Consider the following 23,131-nt stretch of genomic DNA (forward strand, 5'->3'; position numbering starts at 1 on the left):
TTTTCAAAAAGTTTCCCCCAGTTTTTTTCCAATGAGTTCTTGGCGGTTTAAAATCCCTGATCCGAATCCAGGGCGAATTTCATGGCTATGACCGAATAGGCCGTGGCCAGGGGTTTGACGTTTTCCCAATACCGGTTGCTTGGGTTTTGCCAATATCCCTCGGGCTTCTGGATGGAGACCAGCTTGGAAACCAGGTCCTCCCGCCAATGATGCTCCTGGCCCAGGGCGTCGGTGAGGGTTTCCTCTCCCAGGGCGGCCATGCATTTTGAAAAGGTCATATAGTAATAGAAAATGGAATAGGTTCCGAAGCCGGGGTTGAAATCCAGGGTGTAGTTGTTTTGGATCCACTCCACGGCTTTTTGCACCCGTTCGTCGCTTTTATCCACATTGGCGTACAAAAGGCTTTTGACGCCCGCGTAGGTCATGGAGCCATAGGAATGGCTGCGATCCTGTTTGTAGGTTCCGGTCTCGTAGATGAATCCGCCGTCCTTGCCGGCGTAGGGCATGTCGTTGACGGATTGGAGGTTTTGGCAGCGGTTGACGAACATGAGCGCTTTTTTCCAATGCAGGCCAAGCTCTTTTTCATCCGACTCTATGTTTCCGGCCTGGGCCAGAAGCACGCCGGAAAACTGGCTTTCAAAGCCTTCAGCCGCCCGGATGGCTTCCATGGCGAGCTGGGTGTTGGACATATCCGGCCTTGTATCGCCTCCGTAGCCAATTCCCCCGTAATAGGGGTTGGACGGGTCAATGCCTTCTTCTTCATCCAACTGAAACTTGATCAAAAAGTCTTTGGCGCCGGTGATGGCTTTTGCGTATTTCTTGTCCTGGGTGCGTGTGAGGGCCATGAGGCAGACGGCCGTGACGTAGTTGCGGTATTCCTTTCTGTAGATGCCTCCGTCAGGCTGCACAAACTGGGTGATGTAGTCCAGGCCCTTTGCAATGGACCTTTCCGTCTTGCCGTCCGGGTCGTAACCCGGGCTTAGCAGCAGGCTGTACACAACCAACGCGGTGATGGCCGGATCTTTGCTCCATGATCCGTCCTCTCCCTGATCGGAGACCAGAAATTCCGTGGCGATCTGCAAACTATGGGCGGCGGATTTCTCAAGGGACACGCTGACGGGAGAGATTCCACCGGAAGGCATTTTAACGGATTGGCCGGAGCAAAGCCCCATCCCAACGCCGCTCAAGAAAAAGATGATCAACCCCATGACCAGGCATTTTGATTTCATGTGAAGTCCTCCCCCATTATTTGTTCTGCACTCCATCTTTATGGTCTTCATTTATACGCCTCAAGGACCAGTTCAAACTCCTGATCCTTTTTCAACGCCTTGTTCTCCGTGTTCATGACAAAGCCCAACTCCCCCCGGTAGGGATTGCCCCGGTCCGAAAACAGGTTGATCACCGCCGAGTCGTCCGGCCACATGGCGATATGGCTCAGGCTGATGTCGCCGACGAATCTACCGTCCTTTGTAAACCGGCTTCCGGTAAAGACCCATAGCAATTCGCCTTTCTCCTTTTCTCTGTCACGGACTATTTCATCCAGCCGTAGATTTTTTTCTCCGCGCGCTAAAGAGATGCGAACCAAACTGTTTTTATGCTGCGCCAAAAGGGCTTCCCGGCCGTTTTCATTTCTTGCCAGCTCGAGGAGTTTATTGTAATCTAAGGGTTCAATTCCAAGCAGCAGCAGTGAAAAATTTAGTTTTGAAGGCAGTAGGTTATCCACTTTAAAGGCGCTTTCATACGCTTTTCCGTGATCATCCACCATCAAGTATTCCAGGACGCCCTGATCAATTGCCGTCCTGACCTTGATAGTCGCCTGCTTGGACATTTTATTGATGGTAAGCGGGCCCATTTGGATGAAATTTTTGGCCGTTTTTTCCGGTGCGGGATCGGCGCCCGTTTCTGAAGATGACAGACCTATGCCGTTTACAAGCAGTAAGGCTAGTAAAATGGAAAAATATAATCTGGCATGGCGCCATTTTTTGGGCGATAACTGCATAATTTCCCCTAACATTCGTGCATGGTTCGGGAGATGATTTGTGTTTGGAATAACTAGTGCATAATAGCATACTGGGAATCTTTAGTTACAGTTTTTTTTCAGAACAGGAGAGCGGCCGTAATGATGAGGACTTTGTTGTGCATGCTTGTGTCGGCTTTGATCATGTCATCCGCGCCAGCGGCTTTGTGCCAGGACGTGGAGCTGGAACCCGTTACGGCCACCGCCGAAAAATGGGAGGAGAACCCGCAAAAGACGCCGGTTTCCATGACTTATCTTTCGGAGGGGCAAATTGAGGACGGCGGGGTGCGCGACGCCCAGGAAATGAGCCGGTTCATCCCCAACGCCTATATGGGCGCTACGGGCACGGAAAACGTGCTGACCATCCGGGGGATATCATCCTTTGACACGGCTCTTTTTTCCCCGGCCGGTTTTTTCGTGGACGGCGTCAGCATGCCTTTGCACTACATGTACAACATGGACCTGCTGGACGTGGAGCGAGTGGAAACGCTTCGGGGGCCGCAAGGGACTTTGTACGGACGCAACAACGAATCCGGCCTGATTCACGTAATCACCCAAAAACCGTCGGATCAGCTGCGCGCCAAGGTCTACGGGGAGTACGGCGGCTATAACAGCTTCCGGGTCGGCGGCAATGTGTCCGGCCCCATCGTAAAGGAGAAGTTTCAGGCTGGCCTGGCCTTGCAGCAGCGTAATTCCGACGGATTCATGGAGAATTTGTACAACAACGACGACGAAACCGCCAAGAAGGACGGCTTTACCGGGCGCATCGCTTTGAGGGCGCAGCCGGCCCCGGCCTGGGACGTCAACCTGAGCGCTGACCTTATGGAGACGGACGACGGCCTGGGGGTCTACCGAAACATGACCGGCCCCAACGCTACGGATTTCAACAAAATCAACCAGGACGCGGCCCTATACTCCAAGCAGTCGGGAAACGGACAGACTCTGTCCATTGATTTCAAGAATGAATACGTCCATGTCACATCCCTCACAGGGCTGCGCGACTACGAACACGAGTTTGCTACGGACAACGACTTCTCCCCCATGCCTTTCGCCAGCGCTGCATTCGAATACCAGGACGACAGCTTCAGCCAGGAGCTGCGTCTTGCTTCGCCGGATCAGCACGGCCCCCTGAAATGGCTGGCGGGCGGTTACTTTTTTTCGGAAGACACCGACGTGGACTACAACCGAGCCGCCAACTGGCATCTTGTCACCAACATGGAAACCACAGGCGCCGCCGGATTCGGCCAAGCGGTCTGGTCCATCACCGGCTTTTTGCGTCTTACCGGGGGAATCCGCTTCGACTCCCAGGACATGGACGGCGCCATGCACGATCTTTCCAATAAGACGAATTTCAGCAAAAGCATGGACCACGAGGAATGGCTGCCAAAAATTTCCTTAAGCTGCGACGTCGCGGAATCCACCATGCTATACGCCTCGGCGGCCAAGGGATTTTTGGCGGGAGGCTATAATTACGGGATGTCGCGCACGGCTTCCTCCTTCACCTACGGCCCCGAATACACCTGGAATTACGAGGCGGGCTTGAAGGCGACGATGTTTAACGGCAAGTGCGACTTCAGCCTGGCGGGTTTTTACATTGACATCGACGACAAACAGGTCTTTGACGTGGATCCCGCGATATTCGCCACGGAAATCCGCAACGCCGCCTCGGCCCATAGCTCGGGCTTTGAAGCCGAGGCCAGGGTCCGCCCCATCCATGGGCTGGACGTCTACGGAAACATCGGTTGGGCCGAATCGCGCTTTGACGATTGGACGGCCACGGAGTTCAACAGCACCTATACAGGACTAATCAAGTACGACTACGAAGACAAGAACCTGCCAAACGCCCCCAAGTACACAGGCCTTCTGGGCGCCATGTACAGGCATAATTCAGGCCTTTTCCTCCGGGGGGAGGTTATGTTCACCGGAGAATTTTACGCAGACGCCAAGAACACGGCCAGACAAGGCGCTTATGAGCTGGTTAATCTGAGAACAGGGTACGAAGCGGATCATTTTGACGTGGTTCTGTGGTGCGAGAACCTTTTTGACCAGGAATATGAAAAAATCAAGTACGCCTGGGGCGTAAACGAGTTAGCCATAGATGGGGCGCCTCGCACTGTAGGGGTATTGATACGGCTTAGGGTGTGATACCTGCCCCTATTGATTTTTTCCATGATAAACCAGCCATTTTTCTTAAGAACGATAAAAATGCAGCCCTTTGGAACGTCTTAGAAATCCCTTGACTTGCCAGGAGAATAAGCCGGATAATTCAGTATTCGACTCACAAGGACGCGACTCCCGCACCAGGGATGGAATCGGGCGACATTGAGAAAATGTTTCCCCTGGTCCGGGATAGTTAAGCTGAATTTTGACTTGCTGACTGTTTGTTGTTCCCGCTTTTTTCAGGCATGTTTTGTTTGGAGGTGCGACAATGAAGAAACGCTTGGCGATGTACGGCATCGTACTCTTGGCTTGTTTTTTTCTATCATCCCCGGCAGGATTTGGGGCTGTCATCAGTTCAACGGAACTCATAGAAGGCGGGCAGGCCTATCTCCTTTCCCAGCAGGCGGCGAACGGCTCGTGGACGGACGATTATCAGGGGGAGCCCACCACCACCACAGCCCTGGCCTTGGCCGCCCTGATGGACACGGGCGTATCCAAGGATCACGAAGCCATCAAAAAGGGCGTTGATTATCTTTTAACCCGGTTTAACGGAGAATACTTCGACGCCAGTTACTCCTCCCACTTCACGTACTGCAACGGGGCGGTGGTCATGGCCCTGTCCATGTACGCCGCTGACAATCCAGTGACAAGAACCGTGGTCATGTCCGCCACGCAAAGCCTGCTGAACGCCCAGTATATCAACCCCAGCAGCAACGGCCACGGGGGATGGTATTACTACAACTATTCCAGCTCGAGCGGGGACTTGTCCAACACGCAATTCGCCGCCATGGGGCTTTACTACGCGGAGCAATACTTGGGGGCCTTGCAAGAGGGGGATGAAGAAAGCTGGAAGGATGCGCTGTACACCTACCTCTCCAACAACTACAACTCCACCACCGGCGCCAGCGGATACAGGCCGGGCTCCAGCAGCTACATTCCGTCCATGACCGGGGCATCGCTTTGGTGCATGTCCCTCATCGGGCATGAAACCGACCCCATAGCCGTGGGCAGCGTGGTTTCAGGTTCGGAAACCCCCGGAAACGTGGGCTGGTTTGAAAACAATTACGATTGGGACGATCCCTCCGGAGCGCCTCAGTTTTATTACCTGTACGCCTGGGCCAAAGCCCTGACCGCCGCCGTGGGCACGGAAAACAAGGTGGGGGAGCATGACTGGGTGGACGATATGGTGACAGTCCTGGCCAACTTGGCCATTCCGGTCGCCAGAAAAGACGATACCCCGTTATACTATTGGGACAGCAACGACTCCCTGGACGGCGGGAATATCATCGCCACGTCCTTTGCCATGATGTCCATGGCTTTCGCCGACATCAACGTGGAAAGCCCGGAGAAACGCGTGAGCGACGTGCCAGAGGCGGAAGGCGACATCGACTATCCCATCCGGGGTCTGCTGACTCTCAAGACGGAAGGAGGAGTCACCATCACCGGCGCCAAACGCAGGCTGGCCGACCTCTTCCGCTGGAAGGGCAAAAGCAGGCTAAAGCTGCCCGTGGGCGCCGTGGAATTCGTGCTTCATCACGTCCCCGTGGGCGGACAGGCCAAACTGACCATCAAGCTGCCCAGGGACGCCGTGAGAAACGACGTGGCTGACAGCTTTGTGGACGAAAACGGCGATCCCAAGCCCTATCTGAACTGGTTCAAAATCCAGAACGGAGAATGGAAGGGAGTCACCCCCATTGAAGTGGACCCGGAAGCCGAAACCATCACGGTTTGGCTCACCGACGGCGGGCCGGAGGATGCGGACGGCGTCGCCAACGGCGAAATCGTGGACCCGGGCGCTCCCGGCATAACGGACGGCCCGTTGGTGGAAGAGGCGGCGGCCGAGGCGGCTGAGGTGGAATTCGGCACGGAAAGCTCCGACTCCATCTGCTTTGTCAAGGCTCTGAAATAAAAAAGCCGGCGTCTCCCAGAGACAATCCTATGACAAAAGAACCTAACAGGGGAGAGCCAAGCGCTTTCCCCTGTTTTTATTTCAACAAAAGATTACGCCGGAACCGGGACGCCTGCGGGCGGAAGCATTGGCCGGGCGCCGCCCGGGCGCTATTAATCCGGACGATAAAAGGATTAAGTTGTAGGCCGTATGGAATAACGGTATAATTATTCACCAAGATAGCCAATCAGCACCGTTCCCCGGGAGTTAAATTGAAGCTGAAACCATGCATCATATTTGCAAGCATTGTGTTTGTTGCGGTAATAGCCCTTTGCAGCCCTGTCAGCGCCGGCGCCTCAAGCAGAACCAATATTTTGTTCGTGTTTTCCTGGCATCAGGGCATGCCTTGGCAGGCAGAGATTGAACGTGGGTTTAAAGAGCATTTAAAAAACGATGCCTTAAATGCAAATCTATTTTTTGAATATATGGACGCCGGGCGCTTCATGAGTGTGCACCATCCTGATATCTTTAAGAAATATTTATCGGAAAAATACAAAGACCATCGAATGGATTACGTTATCTTTGAAAGCGGACCCGCTAATAAACTGTTTTATTATTATCCGGATCTATTTGAAAATTCCAAAAAATATATTGTAAATCCAGATCCTATTCACGGAGGCCTGCATAATGATGGGTCCACGGTAATTCCTGTAACAGCCGACTATGAAAAAACAGTGCAGCACCTTTTGGCAGTCAGCAAAGGCAAAACCATTTACTTGGTTGCCGGAGCTACAGAAGCCGGCAAGGAAAGAGTTCAGAAAACTACCGAAATTACTTTAGCGTCAGCCCCCCAAAATAGAGTGGTTCCTCTGATTGGCCTGCCCATGGACCAGCTAATAAAAGAAGTCTCAAATTTGGAACCGGACAGCGTAATTTTTTACCTTCTGGTTTTTGAGGATGGAAAAGGAAATAGCCATATACCCTATGACGCAGCCAAACAAATTTCCAGTCACGCCAACGTCCCGGTATACAGTCTTTGGACTTCATTAATGGGGAGCGGCATTGCCGGCGGATATATGCTTAGCGGAGAGCTGGTCGGTAAAAAAATCGCCGCCATAATAACGGATCCGGACCTCGCAAAGAAAACCGATTACGCAAATTTGGCGGATGAGTTCCACGGGTATTATTATGATTGGCGCCAGCTAAAACGTTGGGGCATTGAAGAAAAATCACTGCCGCCCGGCAGTAGAATACTGTTCAAGGACATGACATTTTTCGAGCGCTACCGCCGCGTAATAGTGCTTGGTTCGTTGTCTCTTGTTCTTATAATTTCCTTCATTTGGATTGGAGTGTTAAGCAAGGAGATTTCCAAAAGAAAAAAAATTGAAAGGGAGTTGCAGGATAGTGAAAACAGATACCGCGGCCTTTCTGACGCCTCGTTCGAGGGGATTTTAGTTACCAAAAAGGGAAAAATTATTGATGCCAATAAAACATTGGAAGAAATGTTCGGCTATTCCCTGGAAGAGGCCGTTGGCATGAATGCAGCCGATTTGATGGCATCTAGTGAGCGGGAAGATGTCCTAAAAAAAGTGTTGTCCGGTTATGAAAGATCTTATGAAACTCTCGGCCGGAAAAAAGATGGGTCGATATTCCCCATTGAAATTCATGCCAAAATGGTTTCCTTCCAGGACCGCCAAGTGAGGGTCTCAGCAGTTCGCGACCTCAGCGAGCAGAAAAAGGCCCAAACGTTATTGATGGAAAGTGAAAAGAGGCTGATTGAGGCGCAAAAAGTTGCAAAAATGGGTTACTATGTTTTCAACATAAAAACAGGATATTGGACAAACTCCCCCGAACTGGACAAACTGTTCGGGATAGGAAAAAGTTTTAATCGAAATATCGAGGGATGGAAGCAAATCATCCATCCGGATCACCAGGAAGAGATGATCGATTACTTACAGGTTCATGTGATTGGAAATCATCAAAAATTTGACAGAGAGTATAAAATTATCAACCAAAGCAACCAAAAGGAGTATTGGGTGCATGGAAGGGGAGATCTGAAACTCGACGCCGACGGCGCCGCATTGGAAATGTTCGGCACGATTCAGGATATTACCCAGCGTAGACAGATGGAGAAGGAATTGCGGGAAAGCCAACAAAACATGGCGTCCGTATTAAACAACACCCATGATTTGATTGTAAGGCTTGATCGTAATTTCAGACATATATTCGCCAATCCCGCCCTGTACGCCGCGACCGGTCTTTCTCCGGAAGAGTATTTGGGAAAAACCAATGAAGAAATAGGAATGCCGGAAGAGCTTTCTCATTTTTTTAAAACCAAGCATGAAAAAGTTTTAGCGACAGGAAAGCCGGAAGTCTTTACATTTGGTTTTAGGACTCATAATGAGAGCCTCAGGGAATTTCAAGCTGTTGTGACTCCGGAATTCAATCCAGATGGAGAGGTTGAGACGATCATCAGCATCATGAGGGATATTACGGAATTAAAACAGGCGGAATCCGAAAAAAACAGAATCATTAAGGAGCTTGAAAAAACTCTGTCCGAGGTAAAAACCTTGCGGGGATTGATCCCGATTTGCTCCAGGTGCAAAAAAATTCGCGACGATCAGGGATATTGGAATAATCTGGAAACGTTTCTCGAGGAGCATTCCGATGCTTCTTTCAGCCACGGCATGTGCCAGGGATGCCTGGAAGAACTGTATGGTCAAGAGGATTGGTATATTAAAAGAAAGCAGAAGGAAGAAAGTCAGCCGTAAGGGGTTATCCGGTGCACGCCATTTAAAAAGGCCGTGAAAAATGCTCCCACGGCCGCTAAAATCCTCTATGTTAAATGGGCCTTAGTCGGTATAGCCGTATTTGGCCAGCTTGCTGTGCAGGGTTTTTCGGGTGATGCCCAGCCTGCGCGCCGCCTCGCTTTTGTTGCCGTCCACGGCCCTGAGAGTGGTCAGAATCGCTTTTTTTTCCACTTCCTCCAAAGACTGGAGAATGGGCTCCTGCTCAACAACCGGCTCCATGGGCTCGTCGTCGCATACGGGGCCGCAGATGCCTAAGGGAAGCTCCTTTTCCGTGATGAACTCCCCGGTCAGGAGGATCACCGCCCTTTCCATGGCGTTTTCCAACTCCCGCACATTGCCCGGCCAGGGATGCTTCAACAGCATGTCCATGGCCTGGGGGGTTATGCCTTTGACGTGCTTCCGGTTTCTTTCCGCGAATTTATCCAGAAAATACTGAGCCAGCAGATGAACGTCCCCCTCCCTCTCCCGCAGGGGGGGGATGCGGAGCGTCACCACGTTCAGGCGATAAAACAAATCTTCCCGGAACTTGCCGTCCGCAACTTCCTGCTCCAGATCCCGGTTGGTGGCGGCGATAATGCGAACATCCACCTTGACCGTTGCGTCGCTGCCCACCCTCTGGACCTCTTTTTCCTGGATGGCGCGTAAAAGTTTGGCTTGCATGGTCAGGGGCATTTCGCCGATTTCGTCCAAAAACAAAGTCCCCTTGTCCGCCTGGACGAACCTGCCGTCTCTTTTCTTGTCAGCTCCGGTAAAGGCCCCTTTTTCATGCCCGAATAGCTCCGACTCCAAGAGGGTTTCTGTAAGGGCCGCGCAATTGAGCACAACCAGGGGGCCGTCCTTGCGCTGGCTTCCTTCGTGGATGGAACGGGCCACCAGCTCCTTGCCTGTGCCGCTCTCTCCGGTGATGAGGACCGTGGCTTCCGTGGGGGCGATCATGCTCACCATGTCGGTAAGCTCTTTCATGACCGAGCTTTTTCCAATAATATCCCGCAATCCGGCGCGAAAGCCCAGAGCCTGCTTCAGCTCCTTGTTTTCCTCCTTCAGGCCCGCGTATTCCCGGGCTCTTTCAATGGTCAAACGCAGGTCCTCAAAGTCCAGGGGCTTGGTCAGATAGTCGTAGGCGCCGGTTTTCATGGCTTCGATGGCGGACTCCACCGAGGAGTAGGCGGTCATGATTAACACGGGAATGGAGGGATTGTACTCCTTGATGAGCTTGAGGGCCTGAATGCCGTCCATTTCCGCCATACGCACATCCATAAGAATGACGTCATAGGGGCCTTCCCGCACCATATCCACGGCGATGGATCCGTCCTCTGCCGTTTTTACGTTATAGCCCCAACTTTTGATAACCGTATAAAGGGTTTTACGGTGGCCCTCATCGTCGTCCACCACCAGAATGTCGGCCTTTTTTTCCAAGTTCATAGATGCCTCGTTATTCTCGCCCTGATTGCGCCTTTGGATCTTGGGCTTTTTTTGCTCCGGGAATAAACATGGAGACCAGGGTCCCCTGTCCGGGCCTGCTTTCCACCTTGATGCGCGCGTGATGGCCTTCCAGGATTTTGTGCACGATGGCAAGGCCCAGGCCGGTGCCGGAGGCCTTGGTCGTGTAATATGGGTCGAATATCCTGTTAAGGTCCTGGGAAGGAATGCCTTTTCCCGTATCCTCCACTTCCACGCGGACGTCGCCGGAGTCTTCCACGGCGGTGCGCACCGTCAACACGCCGCCCTTATTCATGGCGGCCATGGCATTCAGGTACAAGTTAAGCAGACATTGGGTCAGGCGATCTGCATCAGCCATGGCAAAAGCCGGTTTTCCGCCCGGCTGGCTGATGATGTTGATATTCTTGGTCAAAGCGTCCTGCTTTACCAGTTTCAGGGAATGGGGAATCAACTCGTTGATATCCATGGGCCGCAGATTCAAGTCCGAAGGCCGCGCAAAATCCAGCAACTGGCTGACCACGCGGTTTAGGCGATCCACCTCCCGAGCCATACCCTGGGCGATTTCCTCATCATCGGAGCCCTTGTCGAATTTTTGGCTGAAATAGGTCGCCAGGCCCTTGATGGAGCTGAGAGGATTGCGAATCTCATGCGCTACGCCTGCGGCAAGCTCGCCGATGGCCGAGAGCTTTTCCTGCCGGCGCACCTGCTCCTGGAGGTCCCGGACCTCCCGCAGGTCCCTCAAAATCACAATCCTGCTGACGTAATGGCCCTGCTCGCCCAGGATGTCCGAAGAACTGACGCTAAGGGGAAAGACGCCTTTGCCTTTGATCTCGCACTCAATTTCCTGCTCGGTCACGGAAATTCCCGGCTCCAAAAGATAAACAAGACCTTCCATGTGTTCCGAAAAGATCTTTTTTGCGTCCCGGCCAAGGGTTTTCATGCGAGATAAGCCGGTGATGATCTCGGCGGAATGATTGAAAAAGGCCACCCGGCCCGCGGCATCCATGGCGATAAGACCCACAGGAAGGCTGGTCACCACCTCCTTGGCGAACGCGCTGGTATCCTGCAGCATCCGCCTGGCCACCTGATAACTTTGCGCCCAATATAAGGCGAGAAAGCCGCCCAGCCCCATAAGGCATATGAGCCCGGCCATGAGCAGGGTGTTGCGCATATCAACGCTGCGCTCGTTTTCAAAGGGCGCCATGTTCAGGCCCACAAAAATGATCTGGTCGCTGGAATCGCCCTTGGAGGAAAAGCACCAGTCCATTCGGGTCTGACCCGTGTTCGGATCCACATGCATGGTCATGCCCCGGCCGCGCATTTTTCCCTGCCCGGGCAAAGGACAAAAGGCCCGGTACACTTCAAAGGCTTTGACCTTTTTTTCCACCCCCACTATGCGCCAAAGCCCGCTGGTTGTGGTTTTCAATGCATCCCGGGAAAAACGGTTGGGCACAGTCTGCCCAATTTTGGAGGAATTGCTGTGAGCCAAAATCTTTCCGTCCTTGTCCACAATTCCGATATATAAAATGTCGGGATGCCCCGCCGCCTCCTCCAGCAATGTCTGAACCTGGTTCCCGCCCCAACGCATGCCCATCAGGCCGGTTCTGGCGCCCGCCTCCACGGCCCGAATGATGGCGGCCCCCTTCTCACTTAAAATATAGGACATATGATGCCGCTGCCTGTTGATGTCCCTGACCGTCATGGCCACGACAGCGGCCAGTAGAATCAAGGAAGCGCTGGCCACCACCAAGGGCGGCATGGGGGCCCATTCGTCCATGTCTCGCGATTTTTTTCTAAACAGCATGTTTGATCCTTTGCCGGCGGGTGATGTTAACAATCATGGCCTGTTCCATAATAGCGCAACTGTATAATTTGTAAACACCCTGTATCCTCCGGAACCGCAATTTTGGGTAAAAAAGATACATTCCACAAGTGCATTTTTATTATCCTCAGCCGTTAAAAGCCTCCACAAAGACAATTAATCCTTTTTTATTCAAGCAGTTAACCACTTTCCACAATCTTTGGCACGCCTGTTGCCTATGTAGAGGGCAAGAGCAATTACCCTGCCAAAGATTAAACATACGGCGGAATCTTTAAACCTTTAGTCGGGAGACAAACACATGAAGAAGTTAGCAACCGGAGTCGTAACATTAGTCATGGTCGGCCTATTGGCCGGATCGGCCCTGGCCTGGGAATGCTGGGGCGGCGGCCGCGGCTATGGGGCCAACTATAACAACTACAACGCCGAAAGTCTGGAGTCCCGCAACAAGTTCCTGAGCGAAACAGCGGATCTTCGCAAGGACCTGGCTGCCAAACGCACCCAACTGGATGCGGTCATGTCCAGCGCCAATCCGGACGCCGAAGCAGCGGGCAAGATTTCGCGAGAAATATTTGACATCAAAGAGCAGCTTCGCGCTAAAGCGGACGCTGCCGGAGTCGCCGGCCCCCTCGCCGACGCCGGCTACGGCTGCCAGGGCCAAGGAAGACGCGGCGGCGGAAATTGCTGGCGTTAGCCGCATCTTACTAAGCCTGTTTTTTTCATCATACCCAACCTCCTCTAAACTAGGACCGGCTTTCGGGAAGCCTCCCCCTGACCGAAAGCCGGTCCAAACCCTCATCTGGGTTTGGACAAAAAATCTGAAAATGAATTTTTTAGCAATATAACTAACAAGTTAAATTACCGCAGTGCATTCTCCTCTTTATCCCCTCTTCATCCCCCGGCCCCTCTTTCCCGCATTGGGAAAGGGGGGTTGCCCGTTTGACGCCGAGTGAACATAAACTCAAAATATTTTCCCGAAAATAGTGCCATGCTTTGCGGCAACATTTCACTGATTGGATCAGGCGTTAAACAGCTTTCCCCGTAGCGCCTTCCCTCTCTGCCCCAATAAATTTTGTCGGCAACTATCATCAACATTTGATATATCAGCACTATAGTGACAGTTGATGTATAATATTAATTTTTAGTTCTCATATTCACGGTTGCCAAAGAAAGCATTATCTGTTAGGCGATCTTCAAACAAAACAGATATTTCAAATAAATATTTGTAAGACTTTATGTTCTCATGGAGGGGGGAATTACTATGCTCTTACGCCGCCAGTCCATTTTGTTGTGGACGATCGTCTTATTTCTCATCACAGCAGTTTCAGCCGCAGCTTTTCAAACTTCCGATCTCACAGGGACATGGCATGTGCACAGGCTCCTTTCCGGCGATGCGCCTGACGCCGTTGGATGGGAGTACGGCACATGCGATATCACTCCTGGCGGGGTCATTTCCTACACAGGGACATCTACCTGCTCAGGCGAAGTCACGGAGACCGGCGCCCTGTCTGTTGACAGCTCCGGCCAGGTATCCGTGGCGGAAGACGCATCCTATAGCGGGGCTCTCAATGCCGGGAAAGATCTAATCGTTGGAAGCTACACCGCCCCCGGGGGAGGCAGGGCTTTGGAAATCGCCCTGAAGCGGACTCCAGGAATGGTGTTCAGCCAGGCGGACCTTGCCGGTACGTGGCGGATATACGGTCTGGTATCAGGCGATTCCCCCGCACAGACGCCCGGGTGGACCTACCAAACCCAGGCGATTCTGGACGCAACCGGAAACGGCGTTTACGGGACGCCCCAATACAACAGTATGGGCACTAGTTGGGACCATCTTATCAACGCCCTTCCCATGGACTCCAACGGAATCATGAGCTTTTTATCGGAAGACGGCCCCGCCCACGGCGCCATGAGCGATGACAAAAATCTGTTGGTGATCGCGGGGACCGGTTGCCCTGGGTACAAGGATGATGTGTGCGGGTTTAATATGCAGATCTGGGTGCGGGCCGGGGTAACGTGTTTTAGCCAGGAGGATCTGGCAGGCTACTGGACGATCCATGGACTGGTTGCTGGCGATGCATCCGCCGGGGCTAACTTTATCGGCTGGACCCGGTCCACCGGCACATTGGATCACGCGGGATGGTATGAAACGGATGCCTGGGAAACCAGCAGCGGATCCTCCGATCCTGCTGCAACTGCCATCCCGGTGACCTTTGACGGGCTTGTCTCCTTCATGTCCGACGGCGTGAGCGCAGGCCATGGCGCGGTAATGGCTTCCAAGGATTTCTGGGTCCTTGTACAGAATGACGGGGGAGGGGGATTCAGCCTGGTAACAGGCGTGCGGCAAAAGGCTGCCCCCCGGGTGTTCGGCGACTTCAATTATTCCGGCAACCTGGACCTTGGGGACGCCATCCAGATTCTCCAGATCCTGGCAGGCCAGCGCTCCAACACCTTGGATGGAGGCATTCAGGCGGCATTGGAGAGATTTGAGGCCATTCTCGCCAAGGATTCCACCTCGGTGGACGATCCGGACTGGGACTACGTGATAAGCCGGAATTTCATGGACTTCGGCCGGGATAGAGAAGACTATCTCGCCCCAGTGGTGAACGGCAGCCTGCAAGGGGCGGTCTTCGAAGGCATGCAAATCGTGGAGGTGGCGGACGGCGATCCGCCCCGGGTCCGCATATCCTGCCACATCATGATGCCGGACGGGTCCCGGTTTTTTGTCTCTCATCTGTGGTTCACCCAGGAAAACGGTGTTTGGCTCATGACCGGGGACGGGCTGCCCATGGAGTTTGAGGTGGATGCTTCCGCTGCTCTGAACCAAAATACGGGAACGGTGCAGGAAAACGGAATCGGTTTCAGAGCGCACGATTATTATCATCATACCGTAAACAAGGGCATTGATAATATTCTCGTCACCGGCCCCGGACTGCCCTCCCAGGGGCTGGTCATGCAAGTGGTTGACAACAGCGACCCGGACGACGTGAGGTACCGCGTTTTCAAGGACGATGAGGCCATCGAGCTTTTTCAGGAGGCGGACGGGCTGGATACATCCGTAATCCCAAATAACGCCCGGTATGTGTTCACGCCGCGGGATGCGTCCGGCAACGCCGTGTTCAGCCAGTCTTTCACAAAGACCCTGCCTCTGCCGCCCCTGTCCAATGCGGAGCTGGAGTCCAATCCCCAGCGATATTTTCCCTTGCTCACAGCTCCGGAAGGAAGCGTCTTGTCCTCTTTTGACGGCGGCGATCTTACTGTCAAGTGGACCGAGCCCGACGCCTTGGACGACCCCAATGTAATCAAGGTGGAAGTGGAATGGGCTTCCGGTTCTGGCAAAGGAGGGGGGATCTATGGCGCCGCCCTGGCTGTCCTCACCGGGCTGGACGCTTCCCTGGGACAGGCTGATACGGCCGACTTTACTTTGGAATGCTACGACAAGACCATGCGGGAATTCACCACCCATTGCAAGGTGGACGTCTCTGATAGTATCAAGCTGGTGCTGGCCAGTTATCACGCGCGCTATGCGTCTGGCGTTCCGTTCAGCCTGGAAACACGTTCGGCAGGTTCTCCGGAACAAATTATTGTGGTGGATGAAAACGGGCTGCCTCCGGCCAGCCCCTATGCGCTTTCCATCTACAGTTCTTCAGGAAATGTCTGGCAAATGGAAAACATTCCAGCTGGAGTGAGTGAAATCTCCATGGGCGTTGTTCCCGAGGGAGCCGATGAGGTTTTTGCCTTCACAAATACTAGTGCAAACGGGACCTATTGGGCTGAATTGAAGGCGGGAAACCATAAAGAAAAGGACAGCTATTTATGGAAGGTTACGGATGGAGAGCCCATGTCAACCGGATCGCAGGTTGCGGTCAATATGTCAAATCCCCAGGGGATTTCGTTCAGCGGGTACCTTGGGATAGCCTTTATTGATTCCAACGATGAAATATACATGAATCTGTTCGAGTATACAGGGGGCAGCGAGTCCTTCTCTGCTGTGCCTCCTTCCGGCGATTGGATTTGGTTTGTTAGCGTCGCGACCGACACCGGTGGAAACGGCTGGCTGCCGCTTTTTGATCACGAACTTCACGACGTAAGCGCAGTGATTCCATTGGGAAGTAATGAACTGTTGGGCGGGGGAAATTCAGTGGATCTGGAACTGTCATCCATGCAGGTCCAGGGGGGCGTGCGTTTCCAGGATGCGTCCGGCATTTTGCAGTCACCTCCCGCAAATGCGGTCATCGAGCTTGAGGCTGAAGATTATGAAGACGTGGAAGGCGCTTTCATCCCACAGAGCGACGGCTCCTTTTCCGGCTCAATGCATTACTTGAAGAAGGTCGGAGATGCGGCCATACCACAAGACGCCTTGATGGAGGTGAATGTTTTTCTGGACGTTCACAGAACCGGTGATGTGGGTCACAACTCTTTCGTTTTCGCGGAGTTGGATGGAATAAGCGCCTCTAATCTGGGGACCGTGCAGAATCCACTGGCGACAATAACGGGCCATTCGTTGAACATCACGGTGAACGGCATTTTAGGCGACGACCAGTGGCTTTGCCACCCCACCAACCAAATTCTTACCGCTTCGAGCAATACCATTACAGGAATCCTGTACTCCCATCCTTCCGGCTCAGACGATGTTGACCTTTTCTATGATAGAAACGGCAACGGATGGGTCGAAAACGAAGAGGACAATGTGAATATCCAACCAGATGCAACCAGTTTTTCCATTCCGGAAAACCTGCTTTTTTGCTTGTTTCAGTTCAAAGATGACGTGTGGCATAATATGGATTTCGAACTTAATAACAATTGGCAGCGTTGGTATGGGCACAGAAGCACTTCCAGCAAAGGAGAAGGCCTCGCCGTCATCGGTCTTGGAAATGCGCAGCCCGATCCGAACCTTCCCACGGCCATAACCCTGTTTCAGGATGCAAACCACAACGGGCACTTGGACTCCGGAGAGGATCACGCCGTTCTCAACAACATCCCGGCCCTTACAGACCGGTACTGCCTGGACTACCCGGACGTGATCCAGGCAAGCGATTTTTCGCCCTGGCCCTGAATTTATCATTTGCACGCACAAAGCAAGCACTGAACAAATAGGAGAATGGAGCGGAAAAATGCGAGCATGGAAGACTGGGTTGGTACTAATAGCAATGCACTTGTGTTTGTTGGGCCAAATTCACGCCCTGGAAGTGGGGCGGGAGTTTACCGTCACTCAGAACAACGCCACCCTGATTGGAACCATTGCCGGGTTTGACGGGGACAATTACCTGATTGTCTATAAATATGCCGGCGGGGTGTATTGCCAATTTACGGCGCCCGATGGTTCCCTGCGGGGAGATCCCATGAAAGCCGGGGATTCAGACGCCATCGCTGTTTACGGCGCCTATGGGAACGGCGACTACCTCGTTACATGGACGGACAACAATCAACACGTACTGGGGCGTTTTGCGTCCAAATCCGGAGGCTTCAAGGGCGCGGCCTTTTCCATCAACCAAACCAGCCACGGCAAGAGCCTGCGTGGTTGCTGTTTTGGAGCGGATGAATTTCTGGTGATCTGGGAGGACAAGCGGGGAGCGGACGACGACATGTACGGTCAAATTGTTTCCATCTCCGGGGATCTGGTGGGTTCGGAAATACCCGTCAGCACGGCGGCGGACGACCAGAGACAGGGCGCTTTGTGTCACGACGGCGCCCGCTTCCTGGTTGCCTGGTATGACTACAGAAACGGAATCAATAACAAACATGTTTTTGGACAATTTGTGGACGCTTCAGGAAACCTTTCCGGCGCAAATTTTCAAATCAGCCAGACGCCTGCTTTTGACGGTATGCCTCCGGCCGTGGCCTTTGACGGGAATAATTATCTGGTGGTCTGGAATAAAAAATTCGATTCTGAAAACGCGGAAATATGGGATCTGCATGCGCGGATAGTATCCACAAGCGGCCAGTTCCCTAAAGGCGGCGAGTTTGTGGTGACGGACGCCTTCGGCGTACAGAATTTTCCCTCTGTCTCTTTCAATGGATTGAATTACCTGGTCACGTGGATGGACGGACGAAGCGATGAGGGCATTGAACTCATGGGACAGTTTGTTTCCCGGGAAGGGACGTTAAACGGGGATGAGATCACCATAACCGGCCTGGACCCTGCGCCCTCTTCAGAGGACCAGCCCTATTTCGCCGATCAGATCTGGAGCGGCGAACAATACCTTACCGTTTACGGCCGGGGAGACATCGAGGGCTTCATGGACAGCGGTTTCGCTACGATGGTTGGGGACTTAACCGGCAGGATCGTGCGCCCCCTGGCAAATGATGCCGATGCGGCCGCGGTTTTGAAAGCCCTTTGCAACATTCTTGACGATCAAAGGGACTCGTGTGTGCAGGCCGACCTCACCCAGGACGGCAAACTAGGGCAGGAGGAGGCCCTGTTCGCCCTGCAGGCCCAGGATATCAGACAAACGCCTGCGGAACCCGATTTTACCCTGGTTTTGAGGAGTGACGGCTCCCGGTATGCTTCTGGAACTCCGTTTTCCATGCAGACATTGCCAGCAGGGTCGCCTGAAACGATTCGGGTGGTCAATGAACATGGATTGCCGCCTGCAACACCCTATTCACTGATGATCCATTCTTCCACAGGTGTTGTATGGCGTGTGGAAGATATTCCCGCCGGTCTTAGCGACATCACTTTAGGCGAACTCCCCTCCGGGGCTACAGAGATTTCTCCCTTTACCAACTTAACGGATAATGGCACGTACTTGGTCGCCGTTACCCTGGAGGATTCGGGAATAGGTGACAAACAGGGGGGAGACATGCGATGGTGGCAGGTCACCGATGGCGCCCCCTTGGGCGGGCGGCAAATGACGGTTAACCTGACCAATCCCCAGGATATCCAGGTAGATGGCTTGGTTATGTTCCTGTTTATAGATGAAAGCAATGGCCAAGCCAGCTTTCAATCTTTTGATTATGCTTCCGGAAGCGCTGTTTTTCAGCCTTATATCCCGGCAAATGACTGGATTGCCGTCGTTAGTGCTGAAAACGATGCAGGAGGCAATGGATGGCTGCCTTTCCTTGAACACGAGCTTGATGACATTTACAGCTTCTATTTATTGAAAAGTGATGAGGTTATATCCGCAGGGTTTGAAGTCAACCTGGAATTAGGCACGACCCAGGTGCAGGGGGCTGTCTGTTTTCAGGACCAGTACGGCAATCTGCAGGCGCCGCCCGAGGATGCCGTTGTGGAGGTTGAAGTCGCCGATTATGAGAACCTCGAGGGCGCCTATATCCCCCGGAACGACGGCTCTTTTTCCGGCCCTCTGTATTACCTCAAACAACTCAGCGATCCCCCCATCTCATTAAGTCTTTTTGAAGAAGTGAACGTGTTCCGCGACACATACAGGACCGGTGACTGCGATCACAGCAGTTACAGGTATGGCCGGGTGTATCTACAGGACGTTTCTGACTTGGGGTCCGTCCACAACCCTCTGGTCACTTTTACGGCCCAAACAGTGGACATCACGGTGAACGGCATTCTGGGCCAGGACCAATGGGTGTGTCATGACACACAAGAGGTACTGAACGCTGCCAATAATAAAATCACAGGGACAGTATATACGGTTCCCAATGGTTCAGATTCATTGGGCCTTTATTTTGATCGGAACAAAAACAGTGTGGTGGACGATCGGGAGCACAGTGTCGCCCCCAATATAGAGCAGACAACCTTTGATATCCCAGAGAATCTGCTCATCGCCAAGTTTGAATTTGAGGGCTTTCGTTGGGACAGGCACGACATTATTGCGGATAACGGCTGGTACGTGCGATGGGGAGGCATTGGTTCGTCCACGAGCGAGGGAGGCTTCGACACCGAGGGCTTTGACAACTATCAGAGCAATCCCAGCCTGCCCACCCACTTTATTTTCTACCAGGATACAAACGGGAACAGAAATGTGGATTCCGGCGAGCCCGCCGCGACTCTCACCAACATCCCGGCCCTAACGGACCGGTACTGCCTGGACTATCCGGACGTAATCCAAGCAGGTGATTTCTCGCCTTGGCCTTGACCAGACTTCCATTAAATACATGGATAGGAACCGCATAATGAATAGTCGGCCGCCCGATATACGGGCGGCCGATTACTGCTCATGCCAGGCTGCTGTCACTTGAGTCATTTATTTCCTCTTTTTCCGGATTCCAATCCATCCCCTGCCAATATTCTGCAATGTCTCTGGGCTGCCTTTTCGGCGATGTGGAGGCCGCAGCAATTTCTCCTGGCGGCGGTCCCCTTTTCTGGATCTTCCGCAAGCCGGGATTCTTCGTTTGAGGCTTGTCTACATTTTACCCAACTGTTTCCCTCCGGCGCATCATAGTGGATAAAAAAGTTACAGCGGGCAAAATATTTTTTATTTTACAGCGAATTGCTTTCGAAGGAAAAATCCATTTTTTTCATAAAAACAAATACTTAAACTTTTATTGCCACTTTTGGCACGCCCATTGCTTATGTAGGAGGGCAAGAACGGCGGCGCAAACAAACAGATCGAACGCGGACCGCCGCAAACAGAAGGAGGCTGATTTATGAGAAAATTGTCTGAAAGCATAGCGAACAAACCCATGGTCGGCCTCCACAAAGCATTGCAATTGTGCGCCAGACTCACCCAGCAGGAAACGCCGGACCCCTTGCCGGCAATGACCTCAGCCTGGGAAGTCAGGGGCCGGAAAGGATGCGGCGGCGGACAACGCTGATCCCTGCCGCAGCCGGAAAGGCCCAACGTTTCATCATCCCCAACCTCCTCTATCTCTCGGACCGGTTTTCGGGAAGAACCCTCCCCTGACCGGAAGCCGGTCCGAGGCCCCTCTTTCGAGGGGAAATATGGGGCGAAGCAAGTACGAAATTATACTTTAGCAATGAAGATAACAAGTTAAATACCGCAGTATATTCCCCTCTTCATCCCCCTCTTCATCCCCTGGCCCCTCTTTCCCATACTGGGAAAGGGGGGTTGCCTTTTTTTGGGGAGGCGGTTTTTACCCGCTGCACAGGCCGCCGGATATTTTTTACCCATGTGTACCCATGCGACTCGGCACAGTGGATAAATAAGTTACACATACACGTTTACACGGAAAGCAATTTTTATCCTCCCCGCCTCTTATATGAAAAAATATATAATAAAATCAATGTAATATAAAATTACTTCCATCCTTGGCACAACTGTTGCCAATATAGAAGGGCAAGAGCAGCGAGGCTATTTAACCATAAACAAGAGGGATAGACAAAAACCCTTTGGAATAAAGCAGGAGTCAGCGCCATGAAGAAAATATCAGCAGGAATCGTAACCATAGCAGTCATCGGACTTCTCGCCGGGTCTGCTTTAGCCTGGGATCATTATGGTCGCGGCTACGGCCACTATGGAATGGGCTATGGTATGGGCTACGGCATGCACCATGATTACGCCTATGGCGACGACGCTGGCGTAAGCCGGGAAGCGCGAAACCAATTTTTGACGGAAACGGCGGATCTGCGCAAGGATCTTGCATCCAAACGCATAGAGCTGGACGCAGTGATGTCTGCAGAGAACCCGGACCAGGAAACGGCCGGAAAACTATCCAAGGAGGTTTTTGAGCTAAGAGAGCAGATTCATGCCAAAGCTGAAGCAGCCGGAGTCGCCGGACCCCTTGCCGGCAGAGGCTACGGCTATGGCCATTACGGACGCGGGATGCGCGCCGGCGGCGGATACTGCCGGCGATAAGCCCGAACCAAGTGGCTGGTCACGATCATCCACCTTTTATCTCCTCAATCCCCCGGGACGGTTTTCGGAAAGAACCCTCCCCCGACCGAAAGCCGGCCCGGTCCCCTTAATTGAGGCGAAAACGAGGAAAGATGATCGGATAAACCCAATAAAGACATTATACCGCAGTTATTCCTATCTCAATCACTCCTCATCATCCCCGGCCCCCTTTCCCGCATTGGGAAAGGGGGCCACTCTTTTTTTGGAGCTTTATTTGGATGCTCTGTAGTCAAGGGTGCGAAAAAGCAGGCCTGAACTGCGGGATGCAACCGCTGAAAAAGCCATTGGCCTGCGGCGTTTTTTGGATATACGCCGCCCTTGCCTTCGGCGTTTTTTTGCAAAAAAATCTACGGATGTAAAAGAGCTTCGTCTCAGGTTCCCGTAACGCCGAAAGGTCTAATACGGCCTGGGCCGCTTATGAATGCGTCAGATCAGCCTAAAAGTTCCTTCAATTCCTCTTTGCGTTTATCGCCGATGCCGTCCCAACGCTTTCCCTGGAGGGCTCCTTCAAAAGAAAAGAGATAGTAGCAGAGGGGAAGTCGGGCTCCCGGGTATGCGTCCCGGATTTTTCTGTGGGCTTCCACCGGACCGATAGCCCGGAGGTCGTCTTCTGTGTAAACGCCTATATGGTTGAGGCGTTTTGCGATGGTGTTGCCAATGTTCTGCAGTTCTTCTACTTTCTGACTCATCAAACCTTCCATCTGTTAGCATTGCGAACTCCCTATTCCCGTTTATCGTGGGATGATTGCGGGAACTGAGGGGGAGTCCTTAGTTCTCTCCAGGTTTTTTTGCCTAAAGTAAAAACAGGCAAAGCTCCCGGCGCAATTAGAAAAACTAAATGAAAATGGGTTTTTAGGGCTTGCCCCCCAGGCAGCCAGAAATACAGCAGTCCAATAACCGTGAGGGTCAAAATGCCTATCAGTCCCAAATAGAGTTTCCGGAAAGGAGTGTCAGGATGCTTCCACGGGGAGAAAACACTCAAATAAACCATTGCAAGGCTAAAAAGCCCTGCGCCCAGGAAGGCGCCGGCGTAATTGCCCTTTGCAAAAAGAACTCCGGAAAGAATCAGCGCCCAAAGAAAGGAGCCTATTCCTCCTAAAGTCCATCCCAGTTTAGGCCCCAGGTCCCTCTGCATATCCGCCTCCCGAATCCTTTAACCGGACGTGCAACTCTCAAGCCTATATTCCGGGCAAAACCTGTCCGGTCTTTATGTTGCAACAAGATGACAAA

13 protein-coding genes are annotated in these 23,131 nt (G+C 52.6%); 8 read left to right on the top strand and 5 right to left on the bottom strand.

Going from position 1 to position 23,131, the window contains the following annotated elements; genetic code table 11:
• Positions 1–47: 47 nt before the first annotated feature.
• The gene (locus BUE18_RS20945) at positions 48–1,229 is read right to left on the bottom strand and encodes a prenyltransferase/squalene oxidase repeat-containing protein (protein WP_083611199.1); all 1,182 of its coding nucleotides are present in this window, start codon (positions 1,227–1,229) and stop codon (positions 48–50) included.
• Positions 1,230–1,276: 47 nt separating this feature from the next.
• Positions 1,277–1,999, bottom strand: coding sequence for a YdjY domain-containing protein (locus tag BUE18_RS20950; RefSeq protein ID WP_073478136.1), 723 nt, complete (start codon positions 1,997–1,999; stop codon positions 1,277–1,279).
• 120 nt (positions 2,000–2,119) lie between these two features.
• On the opposite strand from BUE18_RS20950, the gene BUE18_RS20955 reads away from it, so the two are divergent.
• The 3 genes from BUE18_RS20955 (at position 2,120) to BUE18_RS20965 (ending at position 8,836) form a co-directional block, all read left to right on the top strand.
• Positions 2,120–4,162, top strand: coding sequence for a TonB-dependent receptor (locus tag BUE18_RS20955; protein WP_073478137.1), 2,043 nt, complete (start codon positions 2,120–2,122; stop codon positions 4,160–4,162).
• Positions 4,163–4,445: 283 nt separating this feature from the next.
• Positions 4,446–6,086, top strand: coding sequence for a choice-of-anchor U domain-containing protein (locus BUE18_RS20960; RefSeq protein ID WP_073478138.1), 1,641 nt, complete (start codon positions 4,446–4,448; stop codon positions 6,084–6,086).
• A gap of 251 nt (positions 6,087–6,337) precedes the next feature.
• On the top strand, positions 6,338–8,836 hold the full coding sequence (locus tag BUE18_RS20965) for a PAS domain-containing protein (protein ID WP_073478139.1): 2,499 nt from the start codon (positions 6,338–6,340) through the stop codon (positions 8,834–8,836).
• Positions 8,837–8,917: 81 nt separating this feature from the next.
• On the opposite strand, the gene BUE18_RS20970 is transcribed toward BUE18_RS20965, so the two are convergent.
• Both BUE18_RS20970 and BUE18_RS20975 read right to left on the bottom strand, forming a co-directional pair.
• On the bottom strand, positions 8,918–10,297 hold the full coding sequence (locus BUE18_RS20970) for a sigma-54-dependent transcriptional regulator (RefSeq protein WP_073478140.1): 1,380 nt from the start codon (positions 10,295–10,297) through the stop codon (positions 8,918–8,920).
• A gap of 10 nt (positions 10,298–10,307) precedes the next feature.
• Positions 10,308–12,119, bottom strand: coding sequence for an ATP-binding protein (locus BUE18_RS20975; protein WP_083611200.1), 1,812 nt, complete (start codon positions 12,117–12,119; stop codon positions 10,308–10,310).
• A 316-nt stretch (positions 12,120–12,435) separates the two neighbouring features.
• On the opposite strand from BUE18_RS20975, the gene BUE18_RS20980 reads away from it, so the two are divergent.
• The 5 genes from BUE18_RS20980 (at position 12,436) to BUE18_RS21000 (ending at position 21,862) form a co-directional block, all read left to right on the top strand.
• Positions 12,436–12,828, top strand: coding sequence for a hypothetical protein (locus tag BUE18_RS20980; RefSeq protein WP_073478141.1), 393 nt, complete (start codon positions 12,436–12,438; stop codon positions 12,826–12,828).
• 567 nt (positions 12,829–13,395) lie between these two features.
• A complete protein-coding gene (locus BUE18_RS20985; protein WP_073478142.1) occupies positions 13,396–17,187 on the top strand; it encodes a hypothetical protein in 3,792 nt (1,263 codons plus the stop codon).
• A 79-nt stretch (positions 17,188–17,266) separates the two neighbouring features.
• Entirely contained in the window at positions 17,267–20,182 is a 2,916-nt protein-coding gene (locus BUE18_RS20990; RefSeq protein WP_170868426.1) for a hypothetical protein, read from the top strand.
• Positions 20,183–20,693: 511 nt separating this feature from the next.
• Positions 20,694–20,861 carry a hypothetical protein gene (locus BUE18_RS28045; RefSeq protein WP_170868427.1) on the top strand — a complete coding sequence of 56 codons (168 nt, stop codon included), beginning with the start codon at positions 20,694–20,696 and terminating at the stop codon, positions 20,859–20,861.
• A gap of 560 nt (positions 20,862–21,421) precedes the next feature.
• Positions 21,422–21,862, top strand: a complete 441-nt coding sequence (locus BUE18_RS21000; protein ID WP_073478145.1) for a periplasmic heavy metal sensor — start codon at positions 21,422–21,424, stop codon at positions 21,860–21,862.
• A gap of 470 nt (positions 21,863–22,332) precedes the next feature.
• On the opposite strand, the gene BUE18_RS21005 is transcribed toward BUE18_RS21000, so the two are convergent.
• Positions 22,333–22,590 (bottom strand): TfoX/Sxy family protein, encoded by a 258-nt coding sequence (locus BUE18_RS21005; RefSeq protein WP_012609484.1) that lies wholly within the window; start codon positions 22,588–22,590, stop codon positions 22,333–22,335.
• Positions 22,591–23,131 lie beyond the last annotated feature (541 nt).

It is taken from the genome of Desulfatibacillum alkenivorans DSM 16219, from assembly GCF_900142135.1.
GTDB lineage: Bacteria > Desulfobacterota > Desulfobacteria > Desulfobacterales > Desulfatibacillaceae > Desulfatibacillum > Desulfatibacillum alkenivorans.